General features: G+C 59.0%; 24 protein-coding genes. 20 read left to right on the top strand and 4 right to left on the bottom strand.

Features of this window, described 5'->3' with window-relative positions:
- Nucleotides 1-119 precede the first annotated feature (119 nt).
- From HNQ64_RS14735 to HNQ64_RS14690, 10 genes are all read left to right on the top strand, one after another.
- Nucleotides 120-476, top strand: coding sequence for a hypothetical protein (locus HNQ64_RS14735; RefSeq protein WP_184209915.1), 357 nt, complete (start codon nt 120-122; stop codon nt 474-476).
- Nucleotides 477-631: 155 nt separating this feature from the next.
- Entirely contained in the window at nt 632-1,012 is a 381-nt protein-coding gene (locus tag HNQ64_RS14730) for a hypothetical protein (protein ID WP_184209913.1), read from the top strand.
- 104 nt (nt 1,013-1,116) lie between these two features.
- Nucleotides 1,117-3,252: a multicopper oxidase domain-containing protein gene (locus HNQ64_RS14725; RefSeq protein ID WP_184209911.1), complete on the top strand. Its 2,136-nt coding sequence runs from the start codon at nt 1,117-1,119 to the stop codon at nt 3,250-3,252.
- Between the two features lie 43 nt (nt 3,253-3,295).
- Complete coding sequence (locus HNQ64_RS14720) at nt 3,296-3,544, top strand: hypothetical protein (RefSeq protein WP_184209909.1); 249 nt, start codon at nt 3,296-3,298, stop codon at nt 3,542-3,544.
- 33 nt (nt 3,545-3,577) lie between these two features.
- Nucleotides 3,578-3,856 (top strand): TRASH domain-containing protein, encoded by a 279-nt coding sequence (locus tag HNQ64_RS14715; protein WP_184209907.1) that lies wholly within the window; start codon nt 3,578-3,580, stop codon nt 3,854-3,856.
- Nucleotides 3,857-3,951: 95 nt separating this feature from the next.
- Nucleotides 3,952-4,686 carry a heavy-metal-associated domain-containing protein gene (locus HNQ64_RS14710; protein WP_184209905.1) on the top strand — a complete coding sequence of 245 codons (735 nt, stop codon included), beginning with the start codon at nt 3,952-3,954 and terminating at the stop codon, nt 4,684-4,686.
- A gap of 86 nt (nt 4,687-4,772) precedes the next feature.
- Nucleotides 4,773-6,089 carry an ATP-binding protein gene (locus HNQ64_RS14705; protein WP_184209903.1) on the top strand — a complete coding sequence of 439 codons (1,317 nt, stop codon included), beginning with the start codon at nt 4,773-4,775 and terminating at the stop codon, nt 6,087-6,089.
- Nucleotides 6,086-6,616, top strand: coding sequence for a response regulator transcription factor (locus HNQ64_RS14700; RefSeq protein WP_184209901.1), 531 nt, complete (start codon nt 6,086-6,088; stop codon nt 6,614-6,616). Before HNQ64_RS14705 ends, HNQ64_RS14700 begins: the two co-directional genes overlap by 4 nt.
- 52 nt (nt 6,617-6,668) lie before the next feature.
- Nucleotides 6,669-8,114 carry a cytochrome c gene (locus tag HNQ64_RS14695; RefSeq protein ID WP_184209899.1) on the top strand — a complete coding sequence of 482 codons (1,446 nt, stop codon included), beginning with the start codon at nt 6,669-6,671 and terminating at the stop codon, nt 8,112-8,114.
- A gap of 5 nt (nt 8,115-8,119) precedes the next feature.
- Entirely contained in the window at nt 8,120-9,445 is a 1,326-nt protein-coding gene (locus tag HNQ64_RS14690; protein ID WP_184209897.1) for a c-type cytochrome, read from the top strand.
- A 1-nt stretch (nt 9,446) separates the two neighbouring features.
- On the opposite strand, the gene HNQ64_RS14685 is transcribed toward HNQ64_RS14690, so the two are convergent.
- A complete protein-coding gene (locus HNQ64_RS14685) occupies nt 9,447-10,376 on the bottom strand; it encodes a sugar phosphate nucleotidyltransferase (protein WP_184209895.1) in 930 nt (309 codons plus the stop codon).
- Between the two features lie 165 nt (nt 10,377-10,541).
- Here HNQ64_RS14685 and HNQ64_RS14680 point away from each other — a divergent pair, with 165 nt between their 5' ends.
- The 3 genes from HNQ64_RS14680 to HNQ64_RS14670 are packed head-to-tail and all read left to right on the top strand — an operon-like array spanning nt 10,542 to nt 13,868.
- Nucleotides 10,542-11,255, top strand: coding sequence for a Fic family protein (locus HNQ64_RS14680; RefSeq protein WP_184209893.1), 714 nt, complete (start codon nt 10,542-10,544; stop codon nt 11,253-11,255).
- A gap of 30 nt (nt 11,256-11,285) precedes the next feature.
- A complete protein-coding gene (locus HNQ64_RS14675; protein WP_184209891.1) occupies nt 11,286-12,476 on the top strand; it encodes a PDDEXK nuclease domain-containing protein in 1,191 nt (396 codons plus the stop codon).
- Nucleotides 12,477-12,506: 30 nt separating this feature from the next.
- Nucleotides 12,507-13,868: a hypothetical protein gene (locus HNQ64_RS14670; protein WP_184209889.1), complete on the top strand. Its 1,362-nt coding sequence runs from the start codon at nt 12,507-12,509 to the stop codon at nt 13,866-13,868.
- A gap of 443 nt (nt 13,869-14,311) precedes the next feature.
- On the opposite strand, the gene HNQ64_RS14665 is transcribed toward HNQ64_RS14670, so the two are convergent.
- Complete coding sequence (locus tag HNQ64_RS14665; protein WP_184209887.1) at nt 14,312-15,928, bottom strand: formate--tetrahydrofolate ligase; 1,617 nt, start codon at nt 15,926-15,928, stop codon at nt 14,312-14,314.
- Between the two features lie 77 nt (nt 15,929-16,005).
- Here HNQ64_RS14665 and HNQ64_RS14660 point away from each other — a divergent pair, with 77 nt between their 5' ends.
- Nucleotides 16,006-16,980 carry a metallophosphoesterase family protein gene (locus tag HNQ64_RS14660; RefSeq protein ID WP_184209885.1) on the top strand — a complete coding sequence of 325 codons (975 nt, stop codon included), beginning with the start codon at nt 16,006-16,008 and terminating at the stop codon, nt 16,978-16,980.
- 141 nt (nt 16,981-17,121) lie between these two features.
- Here HNQ64_RS14660 and HNQ64_RS14655 read toward each other — a convergent pair whose 3' ends face one another.
- Entirely contained in the window at nt 17,122-17,352 is a 231-nt protein-coding gene (locus HNQ64_RS14655) for a hypothetical protein (RefSeq protein ID WP_184209883.1), read from the bottom strand.
- Nucleotides 17,353-17,567: 215 nt separating this feature from the next.
- Here HNQ64_RS14655 and HNQ64_RS14650 point away from each other — a divergent pair, with 215 nt between their 5' ends.
- Together HNQ64_RS14650 and HNQ64_RS14645 are read left to right on the top strand one after the other, a co-directional pair.
- Complete coding sequence (locus tag HNQ64_RS14650) at nt 17,568-18,167, top strand: nitroreductase family protein (protein WP_184209881.1); 600 nt, start codon at nt 17,568-17,570, stop codon at nt 18,165-18,167.
- Nucleotides 18,160-18,708: a DUF456 domain-containing protein gene (locus HNQ64_RS14645; RefSeq protein ID WP_184209879.1), complete on the top strand. Its 549-nt coding sequence runs from the start codon at nt 18,160-18,162 to the stop codon at nt 18,706-18,708. The genes HNQ64_RS14650 and HNQ64_RS14645 overlap by 8 nt, the downstream gene beginning before the upstream one ends.
- A 5-nt stretch (nt 18,709-18,713) precedes the next feature.
- Here HNQ64_RS14645 and HNQ64_RS14640 read toward each other — a convergent pair whose 3' ends face one another.
- Nucleotides 18,714-19,073, bottom strand: a complete 360-nt coding sequence (locus tag HNQ64_RS14640) for a hypothetical protein (RefSeq protein WP_184209877.1) — start codon at nt 19,071-19,073, stop codon at nt 18,714-18,716.
- Between the two features lie 138 nt (nt 19,074-19,211).
- Here HNQ64_RS14640 and HNQ64_RS14635 point away from each other — a divergent pair, with 138 nt between their 5' ends.
- The 4 genes from HNQ64_RS14635 (at nt 19,212) to HNQ64_RS14620 (ending at nt 22,331) form a co-directional block, all read left to right on the top strand.
- Nucleotides 19,212-20,111, top strand: a complete 900-nt coding sequence (locus HNQ64_RS14635) for an alkaline phosphatase family protein (protein WP_184209875.1) — start codon at nt 19,212-19,214, stop codon at nt 20,109-20,111.
- Between the two features lie 79 nt (nt 20,112-20,190).
- On the top strand, nt 20,191-21,192 hold the full coding sequence (locus HNQ64_RS14630; protein ID WP_184209873.1) for a hypothetical protein: 1,002 nt from the start codon (nt 20,191-20,193) through the stop codon (nt 21,190-21,192).
- A complete protein-coding gene (locus HNQ64_RS14625; protein WP_184209871.1) occupies nt 21,193-21,915 on the top strand; it encodes a MotA/TolQ/ExbB proton channel family protein in 723 nt (240 codons plus the stop codon).
- A complete protein-coding gene (locus tag HNQ64_RS14620; RefSeq protein WP_184209869.1) occupies nt 21,912-22,331 on the top strand; it encodes an ExbD/TolR family protein in 420 nt (139 codons plus the stop codon). Before HNQ64_RS14625 ends, HNQ64_RS14620 begins: the two co-directional genes overlap by 4 nt.
- Nucleotides 22,332-22,344 lie beyond the last annotated feature (13 nt).

Here is a 22,344-nt window from a genome sequence, read left to right as displayed (position 1 = left end):
CCTGCCAGATTTTTCGCTATCGGACATTCTAAGAGTGACATCTTGGCCTAGGTTTGCGAAAAAATAGCACCCGGCTGTCCGGCACGTTTAAATCTCCCTGACACACATCCCCCGAAACGATGAAATCCACCCTATTCATCCTGGCCCTCGCGGCTTTCTCTGGCATCTCCGTCACTTCCGCCCAAGCGGGTGACATTGAGACCGTCATGAAAGAAGCCATGAAGGGCAATACCAGCCTGCACTCCAAGGTCGCTACCGGCAAAGGCACCCCCGAGGATGCCAAGAAGCTGCTCGCTTACTTCAAGACCCTTCCTTCTGACAGTCCTCCTGAAGGTGACTCAGCAAGCTGGAAGGAAAAGACCTCCAAGCTGATTGATGCCGCCCAGGGTGTGGTGGATGGCAAACCTGGTGCCACCAAAGTCCTCCAGGAAGCAGGCAACTGCAAAGCCTGCCACAGCGTGCATAAAGGTAAATAAGCCTTTTCTTCTTTCAAGGGAGCGTCCATCCAGGACGCTCCCTTTTTTTGCCTAGACGGCAATAGATGCGGAATAAAAAGCAACCTGCTGCCTCTGGCATCTGTAGATTCAACGTTGTTATCTGCGTTGTTGTCAGTGTCATTCAGCAAGCATTCATGCCACTCGCCCGTTCCATCCTCCTCATCTTCGCGCTTCTGGCGCAGGCTCTGCCTGTAGCGGCGCTAGGTCGTGGGGCAGAAATGGAAACGTGCAGCATGAGTTGCTGTGCAAATGTTCGCCAAATGCAGGTCTCGGACTGTGGCTGTGTCGAAGCTCCCGTTTCCAGCTCGAAGCCGACCCCCGCCAGCCCAGCTCCGGCTTCCAGCCGAGATCTGCTTTCCCAGCCGCAGTGGGTGCTGCTGAGTGAGGCGTTGGAACTTTCCACGGCAGCCAGCGCACACACGCTACCCGCCGCCTCCCGGCTTCACTTGGAGGCCCCTGCTTTGACCCAGCCGCACGTCCGGCTGCCGGTCCTGTTCTGTTCTTTCCTGACCTGAGTCGGCGTCTTTGACGGACGCATTGTTCCCACGCGCCACCATCCCTGCCCGGGATGCCCGTGACTAGGCATTGGTTCCACGAACCTTCGACGACTCAGACCTTCATGAAAATCTTTTTAGCTTTCACAGCACTCGCGCTGCCCGCAGCCGCACTGGCCTGCGATGATTGCAAGACCCGTCGCCCGGTCACCCCCGGGCCCGTGGTCGAGTATGATCTCTACATCCGCGAACAGACCGTCAGCCCAGCAGGCAAACCTGTACGCGGCCTCACCATCAATGGCGGCATCCCCGGGCCCACATTGCGCTTTCGCGAAGGTGACTTTGCCCGCATCCGCGTGCACAACCAACTCAAGGACGAAGAGACCTCCACCCACTGGCACGGGCTGCTTTTGCCTAACCAAGAGGATGGCGTCCCACATGTCACCACACCCCCCATCCTGCCAGGGAAGACGCACACCTTCGAGTTCGAACTGCGCCACTCTGGCACCTACTGGTATCATTCTCACACCCACCTTCAGGAGCAGAGCGGCGTGTATGGCTCCATCGTGGTGACCCCACGCGGTGGCGAGCCCGTGAAGGCTGACCGAGAACAGGTGCTGCTGCTCTCTGAATGGACGGACCTGGATCCCCACGAAGTACAGCGCATGCTCATGCGCGGCAGTGATTACTTCGGTCTCATGCGGCGGAATTCGCAGTCCATCCTCGGCGCCGCACAGAAGGGCATGCTGAAGGATTACTTCAAGCGCGAATGGTCGCGCATGCCACCGATGGACGTGTCTGATGTGGGCTACCACGCCTTTTTGATCAATGGCCAGCGCAGCACCCAGATCACTGGAAAACCGGGTGAACGTGTGCGCCTGCGGCTCATCAATGCCGCCGCCGCCACGTACTTTTACCTGCACTCCTCCGCCGGACCGCTGACCATCGTGGCAGCCGATGGCCCGCCCGTCGAGCCAGTGAAGGTGGAGCGGCTTTTCATGGCCATCGCCGAGACTTACGATGTCCTCATCACCATCCCAGCCAGTGGCCAGTATGAACTGCGTGCCACTACCCAAGATGGCAGCGGCCATGTCTCCGCCTTTTTTGGCGAAGGCAAACTCACCCCCGCCAGCGATCCCCCACGCCCCAATCTCTACAAGATGGACGAGATGCTGAACCTGGCCCTGGAGGAAAAGGAGGATGATCCACGCGCCTCGCTGAATCTTCCCCGCCCTGGTTCCCCCTACCGTTTGCTGCGCGTCCCGCAGGACACCACGCTACCCGCGAAACTACCGCGCCGAAAGGTCACCCTGCATCTCACGGGCGATATGAATCGCTACATCTGGTCCTTCGATGGCAAGACCATCGCTCAGCAGCCTTACGTCATGATCAAGAAGGGCGAGATCATCGAGCTGGAGCTGATCAATGACACGATGATGCACCACCCCATCCACCTGCATGGCCACTTTTTCCGCCTGCTCATGGGCCAGGGTACGCGCTCACCGCTGAAGCACACCGTGGACGTGCCGCCCATGACCAGCCGCACCGTGGAGTTTGAGGCCAATGAAGAAAAGGACTGGATGTTCCACTGCCACATCCTTTACCACATGATGAGCGGCATGGCCCGCGTCTTCCGTTATGAAGACGCCCCTGGCCACTCTGCCCCCATGCTGAGTCACGGAGAAAACACGTCCTCCGCACCACCAGCATCCGCAAATGCCGAAGATCACAGCCTGCACCATGCTGCCGGGCTGGGGGAACACAGCCATGACATGGCCTACGTGTGGGGTGCAGCCTCCTTTCAGAGCCACATGAGCGAAGGTCTGTTGACTTGGATGAACCCGAAGAACGACCTGCTGCTGAGCTGGGAAGTGGGTTGGGTAGGTGTGGATAAAACCCAATACGAGGTGGATGCCCTCTACCAGCGTTACTTCAACGCCAACTTCCAGGCCTTCATCGGCGCGCGCCTAACCAATGATCCAGATGCTGATGACCGTGCCGTCATTGGGCTCAACTACCGTCTGCCCTTCATGACCTGGGCCAGCCTGAGCTTGGATAGTGAAGGCGATGCCCGCATCGGCCTAGCACGGCGCTTCCAGCTCACCCCCCGCCTGGGCGTCTTTGGCCGGGTGGAGTACGATACCCGCACCCGCTGGGAATGGACCGCCGGCGCGGACTACACTCTCACTCGCAGCACCTCTCTCATCACCCAATACCATTCCGAATACGGTCTTGGCGCCGGGGTACTCATCCGCTTTTGATGGCCTAACACCATCATCTCAAAAAACCCAACAAACCACATCCATGAAAACGAAACTCACCACCCTCCTCACCACCGCCCTTCTGGGCCTCACCCTCGCCTCTTGCTCCACCACCAGCAGCGCCAGTGCCAAGCCTTACCCTCTAAGCACCTGCATTGTCAGTGGCAACAAACTCGGCAGCATGGGCACACCCGTGACCCAGGTCCATCAGGGCCAGGAAGTCAAATTTTGCTGCGAACCCTGCGTGAAAAAATTCAACGCCAACCCGGCCAAATACATGGCCAAACTCTAACCTAACCAACTAAACAACTAAAAATACAACTTCATGAAACGCATCTCCTTACTCACCGTCCTCGCCGCCGGTCTCTTCAGCGTCAGCCTGGCCACCGCCGCCGATCAAACCCCTGAGGGAATCCCCGCCGACTACCCTCTGAAAAAATGTGTGGTCTCGGATGAACCCTTCGGCGGTGAAATGGGCAAACCCGTCAAAGTCACGCATGAGGGCACGGACGTGTACCTCTGCTGCAAAGCCTGCCTCAAGGACTTTAAAAAAGATCCCGCGAAATACACCCAAAAGGTGAAGGACGCGGCACCGAAGAAGTAGCGCCTTGTTTCATCCCCCAATGCCCGGCCTCATTCGGCGGGTATTGGGGGAGACCACCCCTGCCCTGACTCACTTTTCAATCCAACCTCTCTCCCATGAATCTCCCCCAAACCTTTTCCCTCACGGGGCTCTCCTGCGGCAGTTGTGTGGCTAAGATCACCACCCGCCTCCAGCAGCACCCCGACATTGCCGAAGTCACCGTCACCCTTGACCCTGCCGAGGCGCGCATCCGCACCGCCGCCCCCTTGAGCGATGCTGACATGGTTGCCTGGCTGGCCCCTCTGGACAATGGCCGCTACCAGGTGGTGAAGAGTGCGGTCAATGCCGCACCCGCCGCCCTGCCAGCAAAGAATGCCCAGACTTACCGCCCGCTGATCATCCTCTTGGCCTACCTCCTTGCCATCATCGCAGCCAGCGCCTGGGCACAGGGCAGCTTTCACCTGGGGGAGGCCATGCGTCTTTTCATGGGCGGCTTTTTCATCGCCTTCTCCTTTTTCAAACTGCTGGACTTGTGCGGATTTGCCGATGCCTATCGCAGTTATGACCTCATCGCCAAAGCTATCCCGGCTTATGGATTCGTTTATCCATTCATGGAGTTAGGCCTGGGGCTAGCGTATCTGGCCAACGTCCAGCCCACGGTGGTCAATGCCGTGACGGCGGTGGTCATGGGGGTGAGCTTGCTAGGGGTGCTGCAGGCGGTCCTGTCGAAAAAGACCATCCGCTGCGCCTGCCTGGGCACCGTTTTTAACCTGCCCATGTCCACCGTCACCATCATCGAAGATGCCCTCATGGTCCTCATGGCCATCGCCGCCCTGCTGCTACCACATTGACACCGTGGATAGCATGCTTGGAACGATCCTCTGCGGCAAATTGCCGCAGGGCATGGACATCCGCCTGCCGCGGCCCATGATGCAGCATGCGCCCCAGCCCCCACCACGAAGAACCCGGACTGCCCTTTTGGCAGCGATGGACGGGGCTGAGTGAGATTTGGGTGGGGGCAGATCTCTCCTCACGGCTGCTTCTCCTCCTGCGCTGGCTTGCCGTTTTGGGCCAGGGACTGACCCTCGCCATGGCGGAAAAATTTGGAGTGGAGATTCCCTGGGGGCCTTGTGGCATCGCCCTGGGGATCACCCTGATTAGCAATGTCATCCTGGCATGGTGGCATCGGCAAATGCCGGGGCAGCACCTGGGCGGCGGCTTTTTTCATGTGCTGCTGGGGGACGCCGCCACCCTCACCTTCCTCCTCTACTGGACTGGCGGCCTAACCAATCCTTTCGCCATTTTCTACCTCGTTCAGCTCACACTCGCCGCCGTAGCTTTGCGCAGCTCCGCCGCCATCAGCCTGGGGCTGCTCATGGGCAGCGCCGCCGCCGTTTTGTTGATCCATCATCAGCCGCTGCGTTTGCAGCAGGGAGGTCCGCTTTCCCCCTCCATACAGGTTTATGGGCAGTTCACTGCGCTGTTCCTGGCTGGTGCCTTTGTCTTGGTCATGCTCGTGGCCATTCGCAGGCGTTCGCATCGGCTGCAAATGGAGCGTCAAAAGCTGCGCCAGGAGCTGGAGTCAAGAGAGCGCTTCCTCTCCGTGGCCGCCCTTGCCACGGGCTTTGCTCATGAGCTGGCCACCCCCATCGGCACCCTGGCCCTCGCCGCAGCGGAAATGCAGACGCATCCCGATGCGGAAACCGCCGCGCTGATGGTGAAGGAAGCCGCCCGCTGCCAGGAGGTACTGCAACGCCTGCGCACCCTGGGCCAGGAAGCTTTAGGCCAATCCAGCACACCCTGCGAGATCGGCCATATCATCAGCACCACGCTTGCCGATCTGCCTCCCACCCAGCGCCAGCGGATCACTTTGCCCCTGCCAGAAGACAGTCGCCACGCCCAGGTGGCCTGTGCAGGTTTGCGGGAAGCCCTGCTGGTGCTGCTGCGCAATGCCCTCCTGTCCTCCGCCGATGATCTACCTGTGGGCCTGAATGTGCGGCTCAGTGATGAGTACGTCGCCTTCGTCGTCGAGGATCGTGGCCCCGGCTTCACTACCGAGATGCTGGCGCACTGGGGCGAGCCCTTTCGCAGCACGCGGGCCGCAGGAGAGGGCATGGGTCTGGGGCTGTTCTTTGTCCGCCGGCTCGCCGCCTCCATGCAGGGCAGTGCGATGGTGGAAAATCGTCCTGAGGGTGGAGCCCGTGTCACGCTTTCCCTGCCCCGACTTTTACACTCTGGACCCGCCTCGCCATGATGACCGTCCTCCTGATCGAAGATGACGAAAGCTTCCGCATCACCCTGGCACTGGCCTTGCGCCGCCGTGGCTGCGAAGTCCTGCAAGCCGCGAATGGATCCACCGCGCTGGAAACCATCCGCTCGATCACAGCACCGGAGGGCATCGTTCTAGATATGCGGTTAGGCCAGGAAAATGGCATGAGCCTCATCGCCGAGCTGCGCCGCCTGGCCCCTCAAACACGCCTCATCGTCCTCACAGGTTACGGCAGCATCCCCAATGCCATCGAAGCCGTGCGCCTGGGTGCCGATGACTACCTGCTGAAGCCTGCCAGTGCGGATCAAGTGCTGGCCGCACTGCAAGGTCACAGCACAACATCCCCACGCCCGGCTGCGAGTGATCTCCCCAGCCTCGCCCGCCTGGAGTGGGAGCACATCCAGCGTGTCCTCAGCGACTGCCATGGCAACATCTCCCACGCTGCCGAAGCTCTCGGCATCGACCGCCGCACCCTCCAGCGCAAGCTGGGCAAGCAGCCGCCGGAGGTGTGAGCTGCGGCATCTTGCCACATTTTCAAAGGGAGCGGGTGACTGAAAGTCGGTCATGGACTTTCCTTCCTACTATCTGGACCACGTGGCGGGTGGGCGGCTGATCATCGGCCTCATCGCCAGTCTGCATGTGCTGATCAATCACCCTCTGGCCGTGGGGGCCTACCCCATCCTCACCTTCATGGAGTGGTGGGCGCATAAGCATGGGCGCAAGGACGTGGATGAGTTGGCCTACAAGATCACCTTCATCGTTTTCATCGTCACAACGACCGTGGGGGCCATGACGGGCGTGGGCATCTGGCTTTCCACCTCACTGTTTGCGCCCTTTGCCATCGGCAGCCTGCTGCGCGTCTTCTTTTGGGGCTGGTTCATTGAGTGGCTGGTTTTCATCTCCGAAGTGGTGCTCATTATGGGGTGGTTCCTCAGTTGGAAAAAGGCGGACACAACGGAAAAGAAGAAAAAGCACATCCGCATCGGCCTGGCGCTAAGCATCATGTCCTGGCTCACGATGGCCCTCATCGTGGCCGTGCTGGGCTTCATGATGAAGCCGGGTGAGTGGAGCCAGACGCGCGCCTTTTGGGATGCGATGACGAATCCCCTGTATCTGCCACAGCTCGGCTTTCGCACCTTCTTTGCGCTGATGACCGGGGCCGTGTTTGTGTGGTTCGCCTCGTTCTTTTTCACACGGGACCGCGATCGCTCCAAGCCTCAGGGCCAGCGCCTGAGGAAATGGCTGGTCTATCGTCTCTCCCACGTCGTGTTGGTGAGTCTGGTCATGACCCTGCTGTTCGGGAACTGGTACTGGCACAATGTGCCGGAGGTGATGAAAGCGAACAGTGCCGTGGCCCTGCTGTCGCAGCAGTTCATGGGCTGGCATTCGAAATTCGCCAGTTTGTTAGGCTGGACGCTAGGGGCCTTCCTGGTCATCGCCATTGCCGGGCTGTCGTTTTCCTCCCTCGTGCCGCGCTGGGCCCTGCTCATCCCCAGCTTCATGGGCATCTGGCTGCTGGGGCACTTTGAAAGGGCGCGCGAGTTCATGCGCAAGCCCTGGGTCATCGGCGACTACCTTTACTCCAATGCCGTGCACAAGGATGAACTGGCCTTTCTGCAAAGCGAAGGCCTGCTGAAACATGCCACCTATGTGAAGCATCGCGAGGTGACGGAGGCGAACCAAGTCGAGTGCGGGCAGGACATCTTCATGCTGGCCTGCTCCCGCTGCCACAGCACCACGGGCCTGAATGGCGTCATTGAAAAATTCGGCCTCATGTATGGCGATGACAAGGCCTGGGACAGCAGCGGCATGCTCACCTTCATCCAGGGCATGCACCAGACGCGGACCTTCATGCCCCCCTTCCCCGGCAATGAAAAGGAGGCTCAGGCACTGGTCGCCTACATCCAGCACCTGCGGACCACCCGCGAGCCCCTTCAGGGGGCCCAGACCATCGGCATCGATGCAGCGCCCTTGCCCGCCACCGCAGACAATCATGTGACTCAACAATGACCTTTATGATTCCCTCCTTTTTGTTAGCCAACACCCCCATCCCTCGCGATCTCCCGCTGCCACTGCCCCTGCCCGAAGGTTTGCTCAAGACCCTGCTCGTCCTTTTTTTCCTGATCCACATCCTGTTTGTGAACTTGATGGTGGGCGGCTCCGTCCTCGTGGTGGTGGCAGAATGGCTCGGCCGCAAGCGCCGCCGTTGGGACAGCCTGGCGCACGCGATCGCCAAGACAGTGACCGTGAACAAAAGCCTCGCCGTGGTGATGGGTATCGGCCCACTGCTATGCATCAATCTGGTCTATACGATGCAATGGTACTCCGCCAACGCCCTCACGGGTCATGCCTGGCTGATGATCGTCCCGCTGGTGACGGTGGCCTTTCTGCTGACCTACCTGCACAAGTACACCTGGGATCGCTGGGCGCAGGGACCGAAGAAAACGCTGCACCACGCCAACGGCATTGCTGCCATGCTGCTGTTCCTGTTCATCCCGCTCATCTTCCTGGCCAACGTTAACCTCATGCTCTTCCCAAGCGAATGGGAAAAGGTGCGCGGCTTCTTCTCCAGCTTGCGCATCGGGAATGTGCTGCCGCGTTACCTGCATTTCATGGCCGCCAGCATCGCCATGACAGGGCTGTTTCTCGCGGGTTGGTTTGGCCGCAAGTCCTCGGACCTCAGCCACCTGCCCGGCTTCACTCGCCCGGAGCTCCGACGCATTTTTTACCGCGTGACGGCGCTCGTCACCCTGGCGCAGTTCGGCTTCGGCCCCCTGCTGCTTTTCACCCTGCCTGCTGTGGGCATCACGCCGCAACTCTATGCCATCATCTTTTCCGGTGCCGCTGTGGGGCTGCTGACCCTGATCGTGTTGGCCCTCGAACTCCGAGCCAGTGATGAACACATCGGCCGCCATTACGGGTGGATCTGCGCGCTCTTCACCCTCGTCGTCCTCGGCATGGGCAGTGGCCGCCATGTTTATCGTGAGGCCGCACTGCACCCGCACCAGGCGGCGATTCAAGAACGCACTCAAAGTTATGCTGCCGCCCTGGCTGAATTCCAAAAAGCCCAAGTTGGCAAACCTGCCCCCGCAGAACCGGATGCCAATCAGCTCTTCATGAACTGCGCCGCCTGCCATGCGCCTAACACCAAACTCGTGGGTCCGCCGCTGACGGAGATCGCCCAAATCTACGCGGGCAATCCTGAAGGCATTGTCACCTGGGCCATGGCCCCTGGAAAGAAACGCCCCGAGATGCCGCAGATGCCCCCCTTTGCCCATCTGGGCGAGGCCAGTCTGCGCAAGATCGCCGAGCTGATGCTGGAGAAGGGCAAGGCGCCGTGAATCAGAGATCCGTGCCCGCGTGGGAGCCCTCGGCCCGGATGCCGCTGCGGACGATGCACTGCTTTAAATTCGCCCCACTCGCCACCACGGCCCCCGGCCAGAGGATGCAGTCCTCCAGCACAGCACCCGCTTCCACCACGGCCCCTGGCCCGATGACATGCAGCCCACGAAGGGTCGCCTCGGGTGAAACCTGCGCGGTGGGATGGATGGCGGGTGCCGGGGCCGTGCCAAGCTGATGCAGGGCCTGGTGCGCCTCCAGATACGCCGCCCGGCTGCCGAGATCCCACCACTGGCCGTCATCAATGACCACCGCGCCAAGTCGTGCGCCTTCCTGGATCATGCGTAGGAAGATGGGGATCACGGACTCCACCTTGCCGGGTGTCAGCCACTCATGAATCTCCGGCTGGCAGGCATAGATGCCGGTGAAAAGGTATTCGCCTTCACTGCCTGTGCCTAACTTGTTGCGGATGTCCGTCACCAGCCCCGTTTTTTCATCATAGGAAAGGTGCAGTGCCGGGCCATGGCTGCGCAGCACCAGCGTCACCAGATTGCCCTTGTCCTGATGCTCCTTCAGCAGCGGCTGCAAAGGCAGGTCCGTGAGGATATCGCCATTGTAAACGATGAAGGGCTCCTCATTTAGCAGGTCGCGGACATTGGCGATGCCACCCGCTGTTTCCAGACGCACCGGGCTCTCGTTGCGAAAGGCGATCGGCAGCCCTGCATGCTGCCCCGTGGGGAAAGCTTCTGCATAGGCTTCGGGGATGTGGTGCGTGTTCACCACAAAGCTCCGCACCCCGGCAGCCCGCAGGTGATCGAAGGCATAGGTGATGAGCGGCTGATGGAAGACCGGAATGAGCGGCTTGGGCAATTGCGCCGTGAGAGGACGCAACCGCTCACCCAGACCTGCACCGAGTACGAAAGCTTTTTGCACGCGCGGCCTGTAAGCAGGAGGAAGGCCGGTGCAAATGGAAACGCCTGGGGTAGCAAATTGCAGTCGCTGTGGCAAATCGCCGCAATCCAACGAGCAATCGAGCGCACGGTTTGCCCAGACCGGTAAAATCGGCCAAAATCGGCTAAGAAATCAGCCGAATCTGCCATGTCGCCCCCTGTCTTTACCATCACCCCCGAGATGCTCCGGCTTATCGCGGAACTGGAAGATTTCAAAGGGCAGTGGCGCATGATCCGCAGCCTTTCACCTGAAAAACTCACGTCGCTGCGCAAGGTCGCCACCATCGAGAGTGTCGGTTCCTCCACCCGCATCGAGGGTTCCAGGCTCACGGACCGCCAGGTTGAGGACCTGCTTGGACGCCTGCACATCTCCGAGTTTAAAACCCGTGATGAGCAGGAGGTCGCAGGTACGCTTATGTCATGGATCTCCCGTGTACTCACCACGCTCATGCTCCTGCGCGCCGGGTTTGCCTACGTGCCATACAGCTCGCTGGAGAGCATCATCGAGGCCTCAAAGGAAGGTTACTACCGCGCCCTCCGCCGCAACCAGACCACCCTTCAAGCGGAAAAGCCCGATTGGGAAGCCTGGTTCATGTTTTTCCTCCGCTCGCTCGTGAAGCAAAAAGAGGCACTCGCGAAGAAGATTGCCATCGAGGCCCCACACACCACCAACCTCCACCCGCTCGCCAAAAAAATCCTCACCCACTTCGCCGACCACGAAACGCTCACTCTCAGCCAGCTCGTCAAGCTCACCAACGGCAAACCCAGCACGCTCAAGCTGCTGTTGAAGGAACTCGTGCAGCAAGGCTACCTTCTTCCGAAAGGTCAAGGGCGTGGGGCGCATTATGTGAGGAACTTGTAGAGTGTGCAATCATCTGCCCATCTTGATCCCATGAAAAAGTCTCGCGAGACCACTCTGAATCTCAGCACAGATTATCAGCAGTTAGTGACCGATCTGAAGTCACGCATCGTTGGCGCACGACTGTCTTCGGCCCGACACGTCAACCGTGAGCTGGTCACGCTTTATTGGGACATCGGGCGTGGCATTGTGGAGAAGCAAAAAGAACTCAACTGGGGCGAGTCCGTGGTCGAAATGGTCGCGGCTGATCTGCGGGATGCGTTCCCTGACATGAGTGGGTTCTCCCCTCGAAACGTCTGGGACATGAAGCGACTCTACGAGGCATATACCTCGCCTGACTTTCTCTCACAGGTTGTGAAAGAAACGTCGCGAAAATCACAGCGGCCAATTCTGCGACAGCCTGTCGCAGAATTGTCGCAGCCCTCAAATCGGGCACAAGCTGTGGCCAAATTCGAGCCCACCGAGGAGATTGTATTTCTGCGACAGCTTGTCGCAGAAATTCCTTGGGGTCATAATCTATTGATCCTCAACAAGCTCACCGCAACCGCAGCCCGTCTTTGGTATCTGCGAGCCACGGCCAGCTTTGGGTGGTCGCGGAACGTGCTCTTAAACCAGATCAAGGCCGGAGCCTACGAGCGGGCCGTCACGGAGAAAAAGACGCACAACTTCGACCTCGCGCTGCCGGAGCACTTCGCCGAGCAGGCGGAGGAGATGCTCAAAAGCTCCTACAACCTCGAGTTCCTCGGCCTGCACCATGCAGTGAGAGAGCGCGAACTCGAAGACCGCCTCATCAGCCGCTTGCAGGCCTTCCTTCTGGAACTCGGCTATGGCTTCTGCTTTGTGGGACGGCAGCATCGGCTGGTGCTTGGGAAGAAGGAATATTTCATCGACCTGCTGTTCTACCATCGCTTCCTCAAGTCCCTCGTCGCCTTCGAGTTGAAGCTCGGCCCCTTCGAGCCGGAGTTCGCGGGCAAAATGGACTTCTACCTGAACCTCCTCAACGACACCGAACGCGCCCCCGGCGATCAACCCTCCATCGGCATCATTCTCTGCGCGGAGAAGGACGACGTGGAGGTCGAGTATGCCCTCCGCACCAAAGCCAATCCCATCGGCGTCGCCGCCTACACCTTGCAATCCAAGCTGCCGGGCGAGTTCAAGGGCAGACTGCCGACGGCAAAACAACTGGCGGATCTTGTGAGGTTGGAGATGGAGGGTGGTAAGTGAATGAGAATAATCTAATGAGGCTTAAACTCCATGGCGCAAAAAACCTTCTACTTATCATTTGAGGTCGTTCCGAGCGACGAAGGCTTGGTGGACAAAAGAATTGTTGGAGGCCAAGCCTATTGCTGGGTCGTGGAAGATGATCCTATCTCAGCTTTGACTAAAGCCACTTATAGGGTTCAACAGGGCGGGTGGACAATACAAGCGCTGGAAACCAAACCCACGCCTGTTTGTCTTGAGGATTTCAGCGGACGAGACTTGGGCGAAAAGAGCTTTTTGGAAGCCCAAGACCACGGGATAGCGGTTTTTACCGTCGCGCACTCTCCAGCAGAGGAACTTCATTCAGACGTCCCATCAAGACAAAAGCCCCCACGAGAATTTGATCTGAGTGTTTTCATCCAAACTCAGCACTCAGTTCAATCCAAGGGCCGATGCCTATTTTACCAGCCCACTGACAAATGCAGTGAGATCATAGACGCCCACTCCATCCAGAAGAATGGAGCGCTTTCGATGATCGACCGAAATGGCTATGTGTATGCGATTTCGAAAAAGCATACCGACATCAAAAGAAACAAGGGGAGGCTGAGTCTGACTCTGACTCACACCAACTCGATGTCGGTCTTTAGAGGGCTTTGCCACCATCATGATAGTTCACTGTTTCTCCCTATCGATTTGGAGAAACTGAAGCCCAACTCGGAGCAAGTTTTTCTATACGCTTATCGATGCATCCTCAAAGAACGCTTTGTCAAAGAGTGTGCGGTAGAGATTCTGGTTCAACAGCTAAAAGGCTTCCATGGAACCAAAGCCACTAGAGAGCTTTTGGAAGGTTGCTGCGAAGGCAATCGCTTGGGGCTATCCGGGTTACAGGTCGAGCAGGCTCAGTTCGATGAGTCGCATCGCAGCCGCAAGTTCGATGACATTAGGTATGTGCTATTCAGGTCGTCATGCGTGCCAACAACTGTTTTCTCTGGCCTGATCTATCCTGACTGGGGTTTTAATGGGGAGCCCATTCAAAACCTAGCTGACCGGACAGCACGTCGCGCACTCCTAACCTTCTCATTTGCGCCTATGGATGCAGGCTGGGCGCTCCTTTTTGCATGGCATAAAGCAAGTGATGACGTTTGTCGTCATTTCATTTCTACTCTTCAATCTGCGATCAGGAGAGGCAAAGCCGTCGAAGATTTGCTATTCGGCCTCGTGGTTAAGGGCTGTGAGAACGCGGCTTACTCGCCAGACTGGTTCGAGCTAAGAACCGAAGAAGAGAAGCGCCTGATGGAGGACCTCATGACACATAGTGCAGACGTGCTAAAAATGGTTGAGCAGGACTATCTTACGTCTGGAACAGCAAACTTCCACGAATGGCAATTTGATTCCGTGTCAGATAATTTGAAATAGTTTTCGCCTGAAATGTCTGAGCCTTCCACCTAATCCTCCCTCATCCTCTACCAGACCGAGGATGGCCGGACGCGCGTTCAGTGCCGGTTCGAAGGGGAGACGCTCTGGCTTTCTTAGTCACTTATCGCTGAGCGTTTTCAGGTGACAGTGCCAACGGTGAATGAATATCTCAAAGACATCTATGCCGAAGGATAGCTGGCCAAGGCGGCAATTATTTAAAAATTCCGAATAGTTCGAATTGAAGGCTGACGAGAGGTAGCAGATGAGATTGAACACACGGCCAGCAGTATCTTCATTTGAGTGATGGCGCTGCCGTTGAGCCTGGTGAGCCGTTCGGGCCGGTCTGCCTTTAATCCCGTCGGATTCGACGGGATTAGAAACAGGTTATAGAGGCGCTCCCAGACGCCCAGAAATTCCACCGTGCTGCGGCGGCGAAGTGAGGGTCAAATCCCCCGAATCACGCCGTCTTCGCTGACCTGGATGCGCTCCGCCGCAGGGACTTTCGGCAGGGCGGGCATGCGCATCATGGTACCGGTGAGGGCGACGAGAAAACCGGCTCCGTGGGCGATTTCGAAGTCACGCACGGTGATGGTGAAGCCGCGCGGGCGGCCCAGTTTCTTGGCATCGTCGGAGAGGGAGTTCTGGGTCTTGGCCATGCACAGGGGCAGGTGGCCAAAGTGGTTGCGGGTAAAGAGCGCCAGCTTTTCCTTGGCCGCCTCGGTCAGGGTCACGCCAGCGGCACCGTACACCCGGGTAGCGATGGCGTGCAGCTTCTCCTCCACCGGCGCGTGGGCTTCGTAGAGGAAGGGCATCGGTTTGGACTCCGCAGGCAGTGAGGCGAGGACCTTGTGTGCCAGTTCGATGGCGCCGTCGCCGCCCTGACCAAAGACGTCTGCGGTGGCGCAGGGAATGCCGCGTGCGTGGCAGAAATCATGCACGAGGGCGATCTCCTCCGCGCTGTCATTGGTGAATTTGTTGATAGCGACGATGACCGGGCGGCCAAACTGAACGGCACTGTCCAGATGGGCAGCTAGGTTTTCCAGACCCCGAGAAAGGGCCGTAGGATCCGGCTGGGTGAGGCTGTCCAGCTCCACGCCGCCATGCATCTTCAGGGCCCGCACGGTGGCCACCAGGACGATGGCCTCAGGCCGCAGACCGGACTGGCGGCATTTGATGTGCATGAATTTTTCGCCGCCTAGATCAAAGGCGAAGCCCGCCTCCGTCACTGCGTAATCGGCATGGGCCAGGGCCATGCGTGTGGCCAGCACGGAATTGCAACCGTGGGCGATGTTGGCAAACGGCCCGCCGTGGAGAAAAGCGGGCACGCCTTCCACCGACTGCACCAGATTCGGCTGCAGGGCATCCCGCAGCAGCGCCAGGAGTGCGCCGGTGATGTGGCACTCTTTGGCAAAGACAGGCTCCCCTTCTGGTGTGAAGCCGATGACGATGCGGTCCAGGCGCTCGCGCAGATCCGCCAGGGATTCAGACAGGCACAGGATGGCCATGACTTCCGACGCTGCCGTGATGTCAAAGCCACTGCTGCGCTCGTTGGCCTTGCCCACGCCTGTCTGGATGCTGCGCAGGGCGCGGTCGTTCACATCCATCACCCGTTTCCATAGCACGCCCTCAGGGCGCAGGCGAGTCTGCTGGTTGAAAAGTTGGTTATCAATCACCGAGGACAGCAGGTTGTGCGCGCTGGTGATGGCATGGAAATCTCCGGTGAAATGCAGGTTGATGGACTCGGCAGGCTGCACCGTGCTTTTGCCGCCACCCGTCGCCCCGCCCTTGCGGCCAAACACCGGGCCCATGGAGGGCTGCCGCAGCGCTAGGGCGACACTCTGGCCGATCTTTTTCAGCCCCTGCGCCAGGCCGATGGACATCGTCGTCTTGCCCTCGCCTGCCGGAGTGGGCGTAATGGCGGAAACGAGGATGAGCTTGCCCTGATGTTTCGGGTTCTCGAGCGCCTTCAGGGAGACTTTGGCCTTATCCCGGCCAAAGAAGGAAAGATGGTCATCCGAGATTCCAAGAGAGCGAGCAACTGCAGAGATTTCGTGGGCCATGGGCGGGAGTGAGTGCGGCGATCATGCCAAGCGAAACATGAAAGGAAAGACCGATTTCCAAACGTAGCCTTGCTGTCTTGCCAGCAAGGTCTGTCATCGCTAGCTTTTTGCTGAAATTCACCGCTGCCTTCCACGCCATGCCCATCACCCTACCTGCCCTCAGTCGTCGTCAATGGATCAAAGGCAGTCTGGCCGCCGCCCTAGCCCCGACCTGGGCAGCCGCAGCTGAAAAAAATACGGCAGCCGAGTCCTGGGTGCTGTTTTCAGACACCCACATCGCCACCGATCCCAAGGCCGAAGCGCGCGGTGTGATCATGGGGGACAACCTGACCCGCTGTGCCAACCAAGTGCTGAAGCTGGGCAGCAAACCTTATGGCATCTTCGTCAATGGCGACTGCGCCTACCTCAGCGGCCAAGCCTCCGACTACGATACCTTCGTCAGCCTCATCCAGCCCCTGCGCGAGGCGGGGCTGGCCGTGCACTGCACCCTGGGCAATCACGATGACCGCAAAAACTTCACCGCCGCCATGACCAGCGTGCAGGACCCCAGACCTGTGGAGGGGAAGCACGTCGGCGTTTTTTCCAGTGCCACCATGAACTGGGTGCTGCTGGATACGCTGGATCAGGTCAATCAAACCCCCGGTGTGCTGGGAGATCTACAGCTCGGCTGGCTGGACCGCACCCTCGCCAGCATACCTGCCAAACCCACCGTCGTCATGGCGCATCACAATCCCCAACAGCCACTCAGTGAGGAAGGCCAAAAGCCTACTGGCATGATGGACAGCGACGCCATGTTCCAGGTGCTAGGAAAGCACAAAAAGGTGAAGGCCTTTGTCTATGGCCACACGCACAACTGGTCCCAGTCCCGCCACGAAGCCACCGGCATCCAACTCATCAACCTGCCGCCCGTGGCCTACACCTTTGGGGCCGATCGCCCCAACGGCTGGGTGATCGCCTATGCCACTCCAGAAAAACTCATCTTCCAACTCCGCGCCCTCAATCCCGCGCACGAGCAGCACAAACAGCAGGTGGAGATTCTTTGGGGCACCTAACTGAGTGATGCCCGCAGGTTTTACTCTCCGAAAATGAGCAGCCTCGCCGCAGGAGCCGGAAACCTTCCTGCTTCCGTCAAAAGCTGGCGTAATTCTTCTGAGATCCAGCTTCCGCTCATGGATGAGAATTGATTGAGGCTCTCACCGCAGATTGCTGCGAGCCTTGGCTTTAGCCAAATTCAGCAGCCGCCCAATTTCCATCATCCGGTCCAGTTCCTCGGTTTCTTCCGGCAACAGTCCCACGGTCTTTTCTTTGGCGATCAAATCCTCAAATCGGGCGCGGGCTTCTTCGCTGGGCCGAAACTCAATCAAGTATGCAGGCGTCATGCCTCCCGCCAAAAAATCAATGGCTTCGTCATACGCATTCTTCATGCTTGAAACTCGTTCTCCAAGGAAAGCAGGTCAACTTCTGATGCCAGGACCTTTGCGCTGCGGCAGCGGCCCACTCGTCACGCCGCTTTCTCCGCCAGGCGATGAAATTCTGAATCACCATCCATCCCGGAGCCACAGACATCCAGGCGGTCGCTTGGCTTCGATTTACCAGCCCGCAGTGGACGCACGTGCGTCTCCATCCTACTCTACCCGGCATGAGTTTGCCCTCCCTCACAGACACCACGGCTTTGATCCGCCATCGTCGTTCCATCAAACCGGTGGACATGGATGCGGCGCGGCCGGTGGACGCCCCCCTTTTAACGGAGTTGATCGAAAATGCCACCTGGGCCCCCAATCACGGCCTGACGGAGCCGTGGCACTTCCATGTCTTCAGCGAGGCCGCCCGGCAGGGGCTGGCGGATAATCTGCGCCGCATCTACCAGCAGACCACGCCCGCCTCTGAATTCCGTGAAGATAAGCTGAAAAAAATGGGGGATAATCCCCTACTAGCCCCCGTCATCATCGCCTGCGTGATGCAGCGCAATGGCGGTGCCAAAATTCCGGAACAGGAGGAATTGGAGGCCATCTCCTGCGCGCTTCAAAACCTCATGCTCAGTGCCACAGCGGCTGGGCTGGGCTCTTTCTGGTCTTCCCCGCCATTGCTAGACACGGCGGAGTTTCAAACTTGGTTAGGCATCCGCCCAGAGGACCGCTGCGTGGGCCTGATTTACCTCGGCTGGCCACGGACGGGGCTGAACTGGCCACGCAGTGTACGCCAACCGGTAGAAACCAAAATTTCCTGGCATCATGATTGAGTGGCTCACTTCATCCTGGGATGCCTTTGCCCAGTTTTTCACCAGCATCCCATTTGAAGTCATGGGCGTGTGGACGCTCACAGGTTGCCTCCTTTTCGTCGGGCTCATCGGCTCCGTGGTGCCGCTGCTTCCGGGGCCTTTCTTGATTTTTATCGCAGGCATCCTGCACACCTTTCTGCGGCCAGAGTCTGCCATGAGCTGGCAGGGCATCGTGCTGCTCTCCATCCTCCTGGTACTGGCCTACGTGGTGGACATGGCAGCCGGGGCCATGGGCGCACGCTGGTTTGGCGCTAGCCGCTGGGGCATCGCGGGAGTTTTTGTCGGCGGTATCGTGGGGCTGTTTTTTGCCCCACTGGGGTTCATCGTCGGCCCCTTGGCGGGCGGGCTGCTGTTTGAGCTGGTCTTTGCCAAAAAACGCATGGCCCCGGCGGTGAAGTCCACCTGGGGCACGCTGCTGGGCACGGGGGTCGGGCTCATCGCCCGGCTGGGCATCAGCATCGCCATGATTGCGACGGTGCTGGTGGATGCCCTCTGGTGGTAGCCCGCTTATTTCTTGCGGCGGGAGACACGCACGCCCATGCGGCTTTCCAGCGGATTCGGAGAATGCTGCGCATGGATGCGGTATTCCGTACCGGGTTCATCCGGGGTCTGGTTGCGGTCCAGCAAACCTGCAGGCTCATTGCTGCTGACGCTGCCAAATAAAGTGCCATCAGACACACGACCTTCCGCCACGGCTGGAGCAGGCTCAGGGGTGGTGGTCTTCACACGGACGAACTGCACCCCCATGCGGCTTTGCAGGGGCGTGCTGGCGCCGTAATATTTGCGCCCATCACGCTCCTCCGTGCTGCAACTGACGGAAACAAAGGCGAGGGATAACACGACCAGGGACAGGAGAGAGAGTTTCATGATTTCAGGAGATGGAACCACGGCCTCATACCACAGGCTGTGCTGCGTGGAAGAAAAAACTTCTTCCCCTCGACACCTGTTTATCTGGCAGAAACGACGCTTGAGCCACGTTCGACTCTGCCCGACTTTCCCCTTCGCATGCGCTTGCTTACTTTCCTTTGCCTTCTCCCCATCCTTGCCACCGCAGCACCGCGCACGGAGCACGTCTTCGTTTTCAGTTTCGATGGAGGCAATCCGACCATCATCCAGCAGGCTGAAATGCCTAACTTCAAGCGACTCGCGGCGGAAGGTGCCCACTCCTGGCAGGCCAATACCATCATCCCTTCTAAGACCCTGCCCTCCCACACCGCCATGCTCACCGGGGTGGACATCGCCAAACACGGCATTGACTGGAATGACTACTTTCCCCTGCGCGGCACCGTGAAAGTGCCCACGGCTTTTTCCCTCACCAAGGCCGCTCACCCAGACTATATCACCGCCCTCTTCTGCGGAAAAATCAAATTCCGCCATCTCTGGATCAAAGACAGTCTGGACATGTTTAGCTGTGGCAGCCCCTACACCTACGGCCCCATCCCGGCCACAGAGGAGAAAAAACTGGTCCCAGCCCCCCAGGTTGCCACCCAGGCAGCCGCCTACATCGTGGAAAAGAAACCTCAGCTCTGCTTCATCCACTTTCCCGATGCCGACAGCGCCGGCCACAAATACGGCTGGGGCAGCCCCGAGCAGATGGAGGCCTTCAAGGTCTGCGATGCCGCCCTTGGCGAAGTCCTGGCCGCCATCGAAAAAGCCGGGCTCACCCCCAGCAGCACCGTCATCCTCAGCGCTGACCACGGAGGTCGTGATAAAAACCACTTCGACCCTGTGGTGAATAACACCACCATCCCCTGGATCATCTGGGGCAAAGGGGTGAAAAAACAGCACGCCATCGCGAAAAAGACCATCATGACCTATGACACCGCCGCCACCGTCCTGACTCTGCTGGACGTGCCGCTGCCCGCGCATTTCGATGGGGAGCCCGTGCTGGAGGCTCTGGAGTAACTGCCCTCGCCTTTCTCCTGACCACCAGCTTTCCAAAAGGTTGCTTCCTGTGGCAGCTTGGGCATGGTAAAGCTTTGCTGTGACCCTCACTCACGACAGGCATTTACAAACAGGCATCGCCGGCTCCGTGGCGATCCATGCCGTGTTGTTACTGCTCATTGCCTGGGGAGTCAGCAGCCAGGCGGGGCGAAATTTTGCCGAACAAGAAAAAGCGGCTGCGGAAAAGCTCCCCGAGGTCGCCCTCATCTTCCCGGATCAAATCATCGTCGAGCCACCGCCGGTCATCCTCACGAACGAGCCTCAGTTCTTCATCAAAACGGATAAAAATGCAGCGGTCGCCACGGCACCGAAGAACGCCAAATTTCAGTCGGACCGCAATACCGTCGCCGCCAGCCTGCTACCGCCCACCACCACCTCTGCCCTGCCCATGCCAAAGCTGGATGGCCGCACCGATGTCAAACCCCAGCTCAACAACAGCGGCTATCAAGACGGCAGCCTCACCCCCAAGTCCCAACCCAAGCCTGCTACGCCCCTGACCGACTTGATCGCTCAAGCGGAGGCTAAAAATAGCGTCCCAGGCCAAAACCTCCTGCCGCTGGAGGTGAGGAAAGCTGAAAATTCTGAAGCGCCCCAGACCAAGCTGCAGATCCGCATCCCAGAGGACACCCCGCCCCAGATGACCAGCCCCTCTCAGGAGGATGATTTCTCGGCCTTTGATCGCATGAGCAAGTCCGAGGGCTCCGTGAGCCGGGAAGGCGAAAATGCCGTGGATGCTGCAGCCACCCCGCGCGGCATTTACCAGTCCCAGATCAAGTCCGCCATCGAACAAAAATGGCAAGCCATGGTGGAGGCCAGCACAGACATCGGCACCGGCCACGTCCACTTCCGCTTTTACGTGGATCAAAAAGGCGTACCGCAGGACCTCGTCATCCTTTCCGATGCCCGCGATGCCGACCCAAGGATGCGGGAACTCACTCTCCGCGCCATCCTTGATTCCAAAATCCCCCCGATTCCGGCCGATCTTTTGCCCACTCTCGAAGACGGGAGACTCAAGGCCGAATACAGAGCCACTCTCTACTAAATGCACCCCCTCCTCTTTCTAGCCGCCACTGGCAGCAGCCCTGGCCTTTTCACTCAGATCTACGATTTCTTGGCGATTGGCGGTTTTGTCATGCTTTTCATCGTGCTGTGCTCCATGGCAGCCGTCACGGTCATGATCTCCGCCTGGCTTCGGCTGCGGGACCCGCTGGTATTGCCGCGCCCGGTCATCGCCCAGCTCCGCAGCCTACCGCAATACGCCCTGAAGGGGGACATCAAGCCCCTGCAAGAGTTCTTGGAAAAAGACCCCTCCCTCCTCGCCCGGTTAGGGGCCCTCGCCATCAGCGGCACCTTTTCCAGCCGTCAAGAGTGTGTGGAGACCATCACCGCCCGGGCCAAAGAAGACCTGCACCACCTGGAGCGTGGCGTGTCCATCTTGGAGGTCATGGTCACTGTGGCTCCTCTGCTGGGGCTGCTGGGGACCACGGCAGGTCTAGTGGGTATGTTTTCCGCCTTTGGCAGTGATGCTGGACCTGACACGGCCACCATCGCCAAAGAGATCGGCGTGGCGCTACGTTGCACCATCGCAGGTCTGTTTGTGGCGGTGCCTTCCGTGCTGGCTCACACGTATTTTGTCCGTCGGCTGGATAACATCGCCGTAAGGTTGGAGTCCATCCTGCATGAGACCATCCAGACCTTCTTTGCCCATTTTGAGGTGAAGCGTGAGGCGGAAATCCGCAGCCCTGAACCGGAGCGCCTGAGATGAATCTCCGCCCCCGCCGCAGGCCCGTCCCTGCCATCCCCATCGTCTCCTTGATTGATATCATGGTGATCTTGCTCATCTTTTTCATCGCCACGACGTCCTTTAACGACGCTAAAAAGCAGGTCAAAGTCACCCTCCCCACCTCCGAAAGCCTGGGTGAGTCTGTGCCGCAGCAAGAGCAGCGAAAAGCCCTCACCATCACCCAGGCCCAGGAGATCTTCCTGGATGGCACCCCCGTGAAAGTCGAGGAACTAGGGGCGGCGCTGTTGCAAATGAAGGAGCGGAATCCCACCGTGAAACTGGAACTCCAGGCCGATACCCAAACCTCTTTGGGCCTGCTGCTCAAGGTCTGGGATGCCCTGCGCAAAGGTGGCCATTCCGTCAATGATGTACCGGCCCGCATCCTCAGCCCCCAATAAAAGACGTTTTCTA

This window comes from Prosthecobacter dejongeii (genome assembly GCF_014203045.1).
Classification (GTDB): Bacteria; Verrucomicrobiota; Verrucomicrobiia; order Verrucomicrobiales; family Verrucomicrobiaceae; genus Prosthecobacter; species Prosthecobacter dejongeii.
The sequence above is the reverse complement of the archived record's forward strand: the minus strand, read 5'-3'. Positions and strand labels throughout refer to the sequence as shown.

Excerpts from the sequence above, each read along its gene's own strand:
- HNQ64_RS14720 (WP_184209909.1), top strand. The coding sequence starts at position 3,296 with ATGAAAACGAAACTCACCACCCTCCTCACCACCGCCCTTCTGGGCCTC.
- HNQ64_RS14635 (WP_184209875.1), top strand. The coding sequence starts at position 19,212 with ATGCGCTTGCTTACTTTCCTTTGCCTTCTCCCCATCCTTGCCACCGCA.
- HNQ64_RS14710 (WP_184209905.1), top strand. The coding sequence starts at position 3,952 with ATGAATCTCCCCCAAACCTTTTCCCTCACGGGGCTCTCCTGCGGCAGT.
- HNQ64_RS14670 (WP_184209889.1), top strand. The coding sequence starts at position 12,507 with ATGGCGCAAAAAACCTTCTACTTATCATTTGAGGTCGTTCCGAGCGAC.
- HNQ64_RS14675 (WP_184209891.1), top strand. The coding sequence starts at position 11,286 with ATGAAAAAGTCTCGCGAGACCACTCTGAATCTCAGCACAGATTATCAG.
- HNQ64_RS14640 (WP_184209877.1), bottom strand. The coding sequence starts at position 19,073 with ATGAAACTCTCTCTCCTGTCCCTGGTCGTGTTATCCCTCGCCTTTGTT.
- HNQ64_RS14650 (WP_184209881.1), top strand. The coding sequence starts at position 17,568 with ATGAGTTTGCCCTCCCTCACAGACACCACGGCTTTGATCCGCCATCGT.
- HNQ64_RS14655 (WP_184209883.1), bottom strand. The coding sequence starts at position 17,352 with ATGAAGAATGCGTATGACGAAGCCATTGATTTTTTGGCGGGAGGCATG.
- HNQ64_RS14735 (WP_184209915.1), top strand. The coding sequence starts at position 120 with ATGAAATCCACCCTATTCATCCTGGCCCTCGCGGCTTTCTCTGGCATC.
- HNQ64_RS14680 (WP_184209893.1), top strand. The coding sequence starts at position 10,542 with ATGTCGCCCCCTGTCTTTACCATCACCCCCGAGATGCTCCGGCTTATC.
- HNQ64_RS14690 (WP_184209897.1), top strand. The coding sequence starts at position 8,120 with ATGATTCCCTCCTTTTTGTTAGCCAACACCCCCATCCCTCGCGATCTC.
- HNQ64_RS14625 (WP_184209871.1), top strand. The coding sequence starts at position 21,193 with ATGCACCCCCTCCTCTTTCTAGCCGCCACTGGCAGCAGCCCTGGCCTT.
- HNQ64_RS14665 (WP_184209887.1), bottom strand. The coding sequence starts at position 15,928 with ATGGCCCACGAAATCTCTGCAGTTGCTCGCTCTCTTGGAATCTCGGAT.
- HNQ64_RS14645 (WP_184209879.1), top strand. The coding sequence starts at position 18,160 with ATGATTGAGTGGCTCACTTCATCCTGGGATGCCTTTGCCCAGTTTTTC.
- HNQ64_RS14695 (WP_184209899.1), top strand. The coding sequence starts at position 6,669 with ATGGACTTTCCTTCCTACTATCTGGACCACGTGGCGGGTGGGCGGCTG.
- HNQ64_RS14620 (WP_184209869.1), top strand. The coding sequence starts at position 21,912 with ATGAATCTCCGCCCCCGCCGCAGGCCCGTCCCTGCCATCCCCATCGTC.
- HNQ64_RS14705 (WP_184209903.1), top strand. The coding sequence starts at position 4,773 with ATGCGCCCCAGCCCCCACCACGAAGAACCCGGACTGCCCTTTTGGCAG.
- HNQ64_RS14700 (WP_184209901.1), top strand. The coding sequence starts at position 6,086 with ATGATGACCGTCCTCCTGATCGAAGATGACGAAAGCTTCCGCATCACC.
- HNQ64_RS14730 (WP_184209913.1), top strand. The coding sequence starts at position 632 with ATGCCACTCGCCCGTTCCATCCTCCTCATCTTCGCGCTTCTGGCGCAG.
- HNQ64_RS14715 (WP_184209907.1), top strand. The coding sequence starts at position 3,578 with ATGAAACGCATCTCCTTACTCACCGTCCTCGCCGCCGGTCTCTTCAGC.
- HNQ64_RS14725 (WP_184209911.1), top strand. The coding sequence starts at position 1,117 with ATGAAAATCTTTTTAGCTTTCACAGCACTCGCGCTGCCCGCAGCCGCA.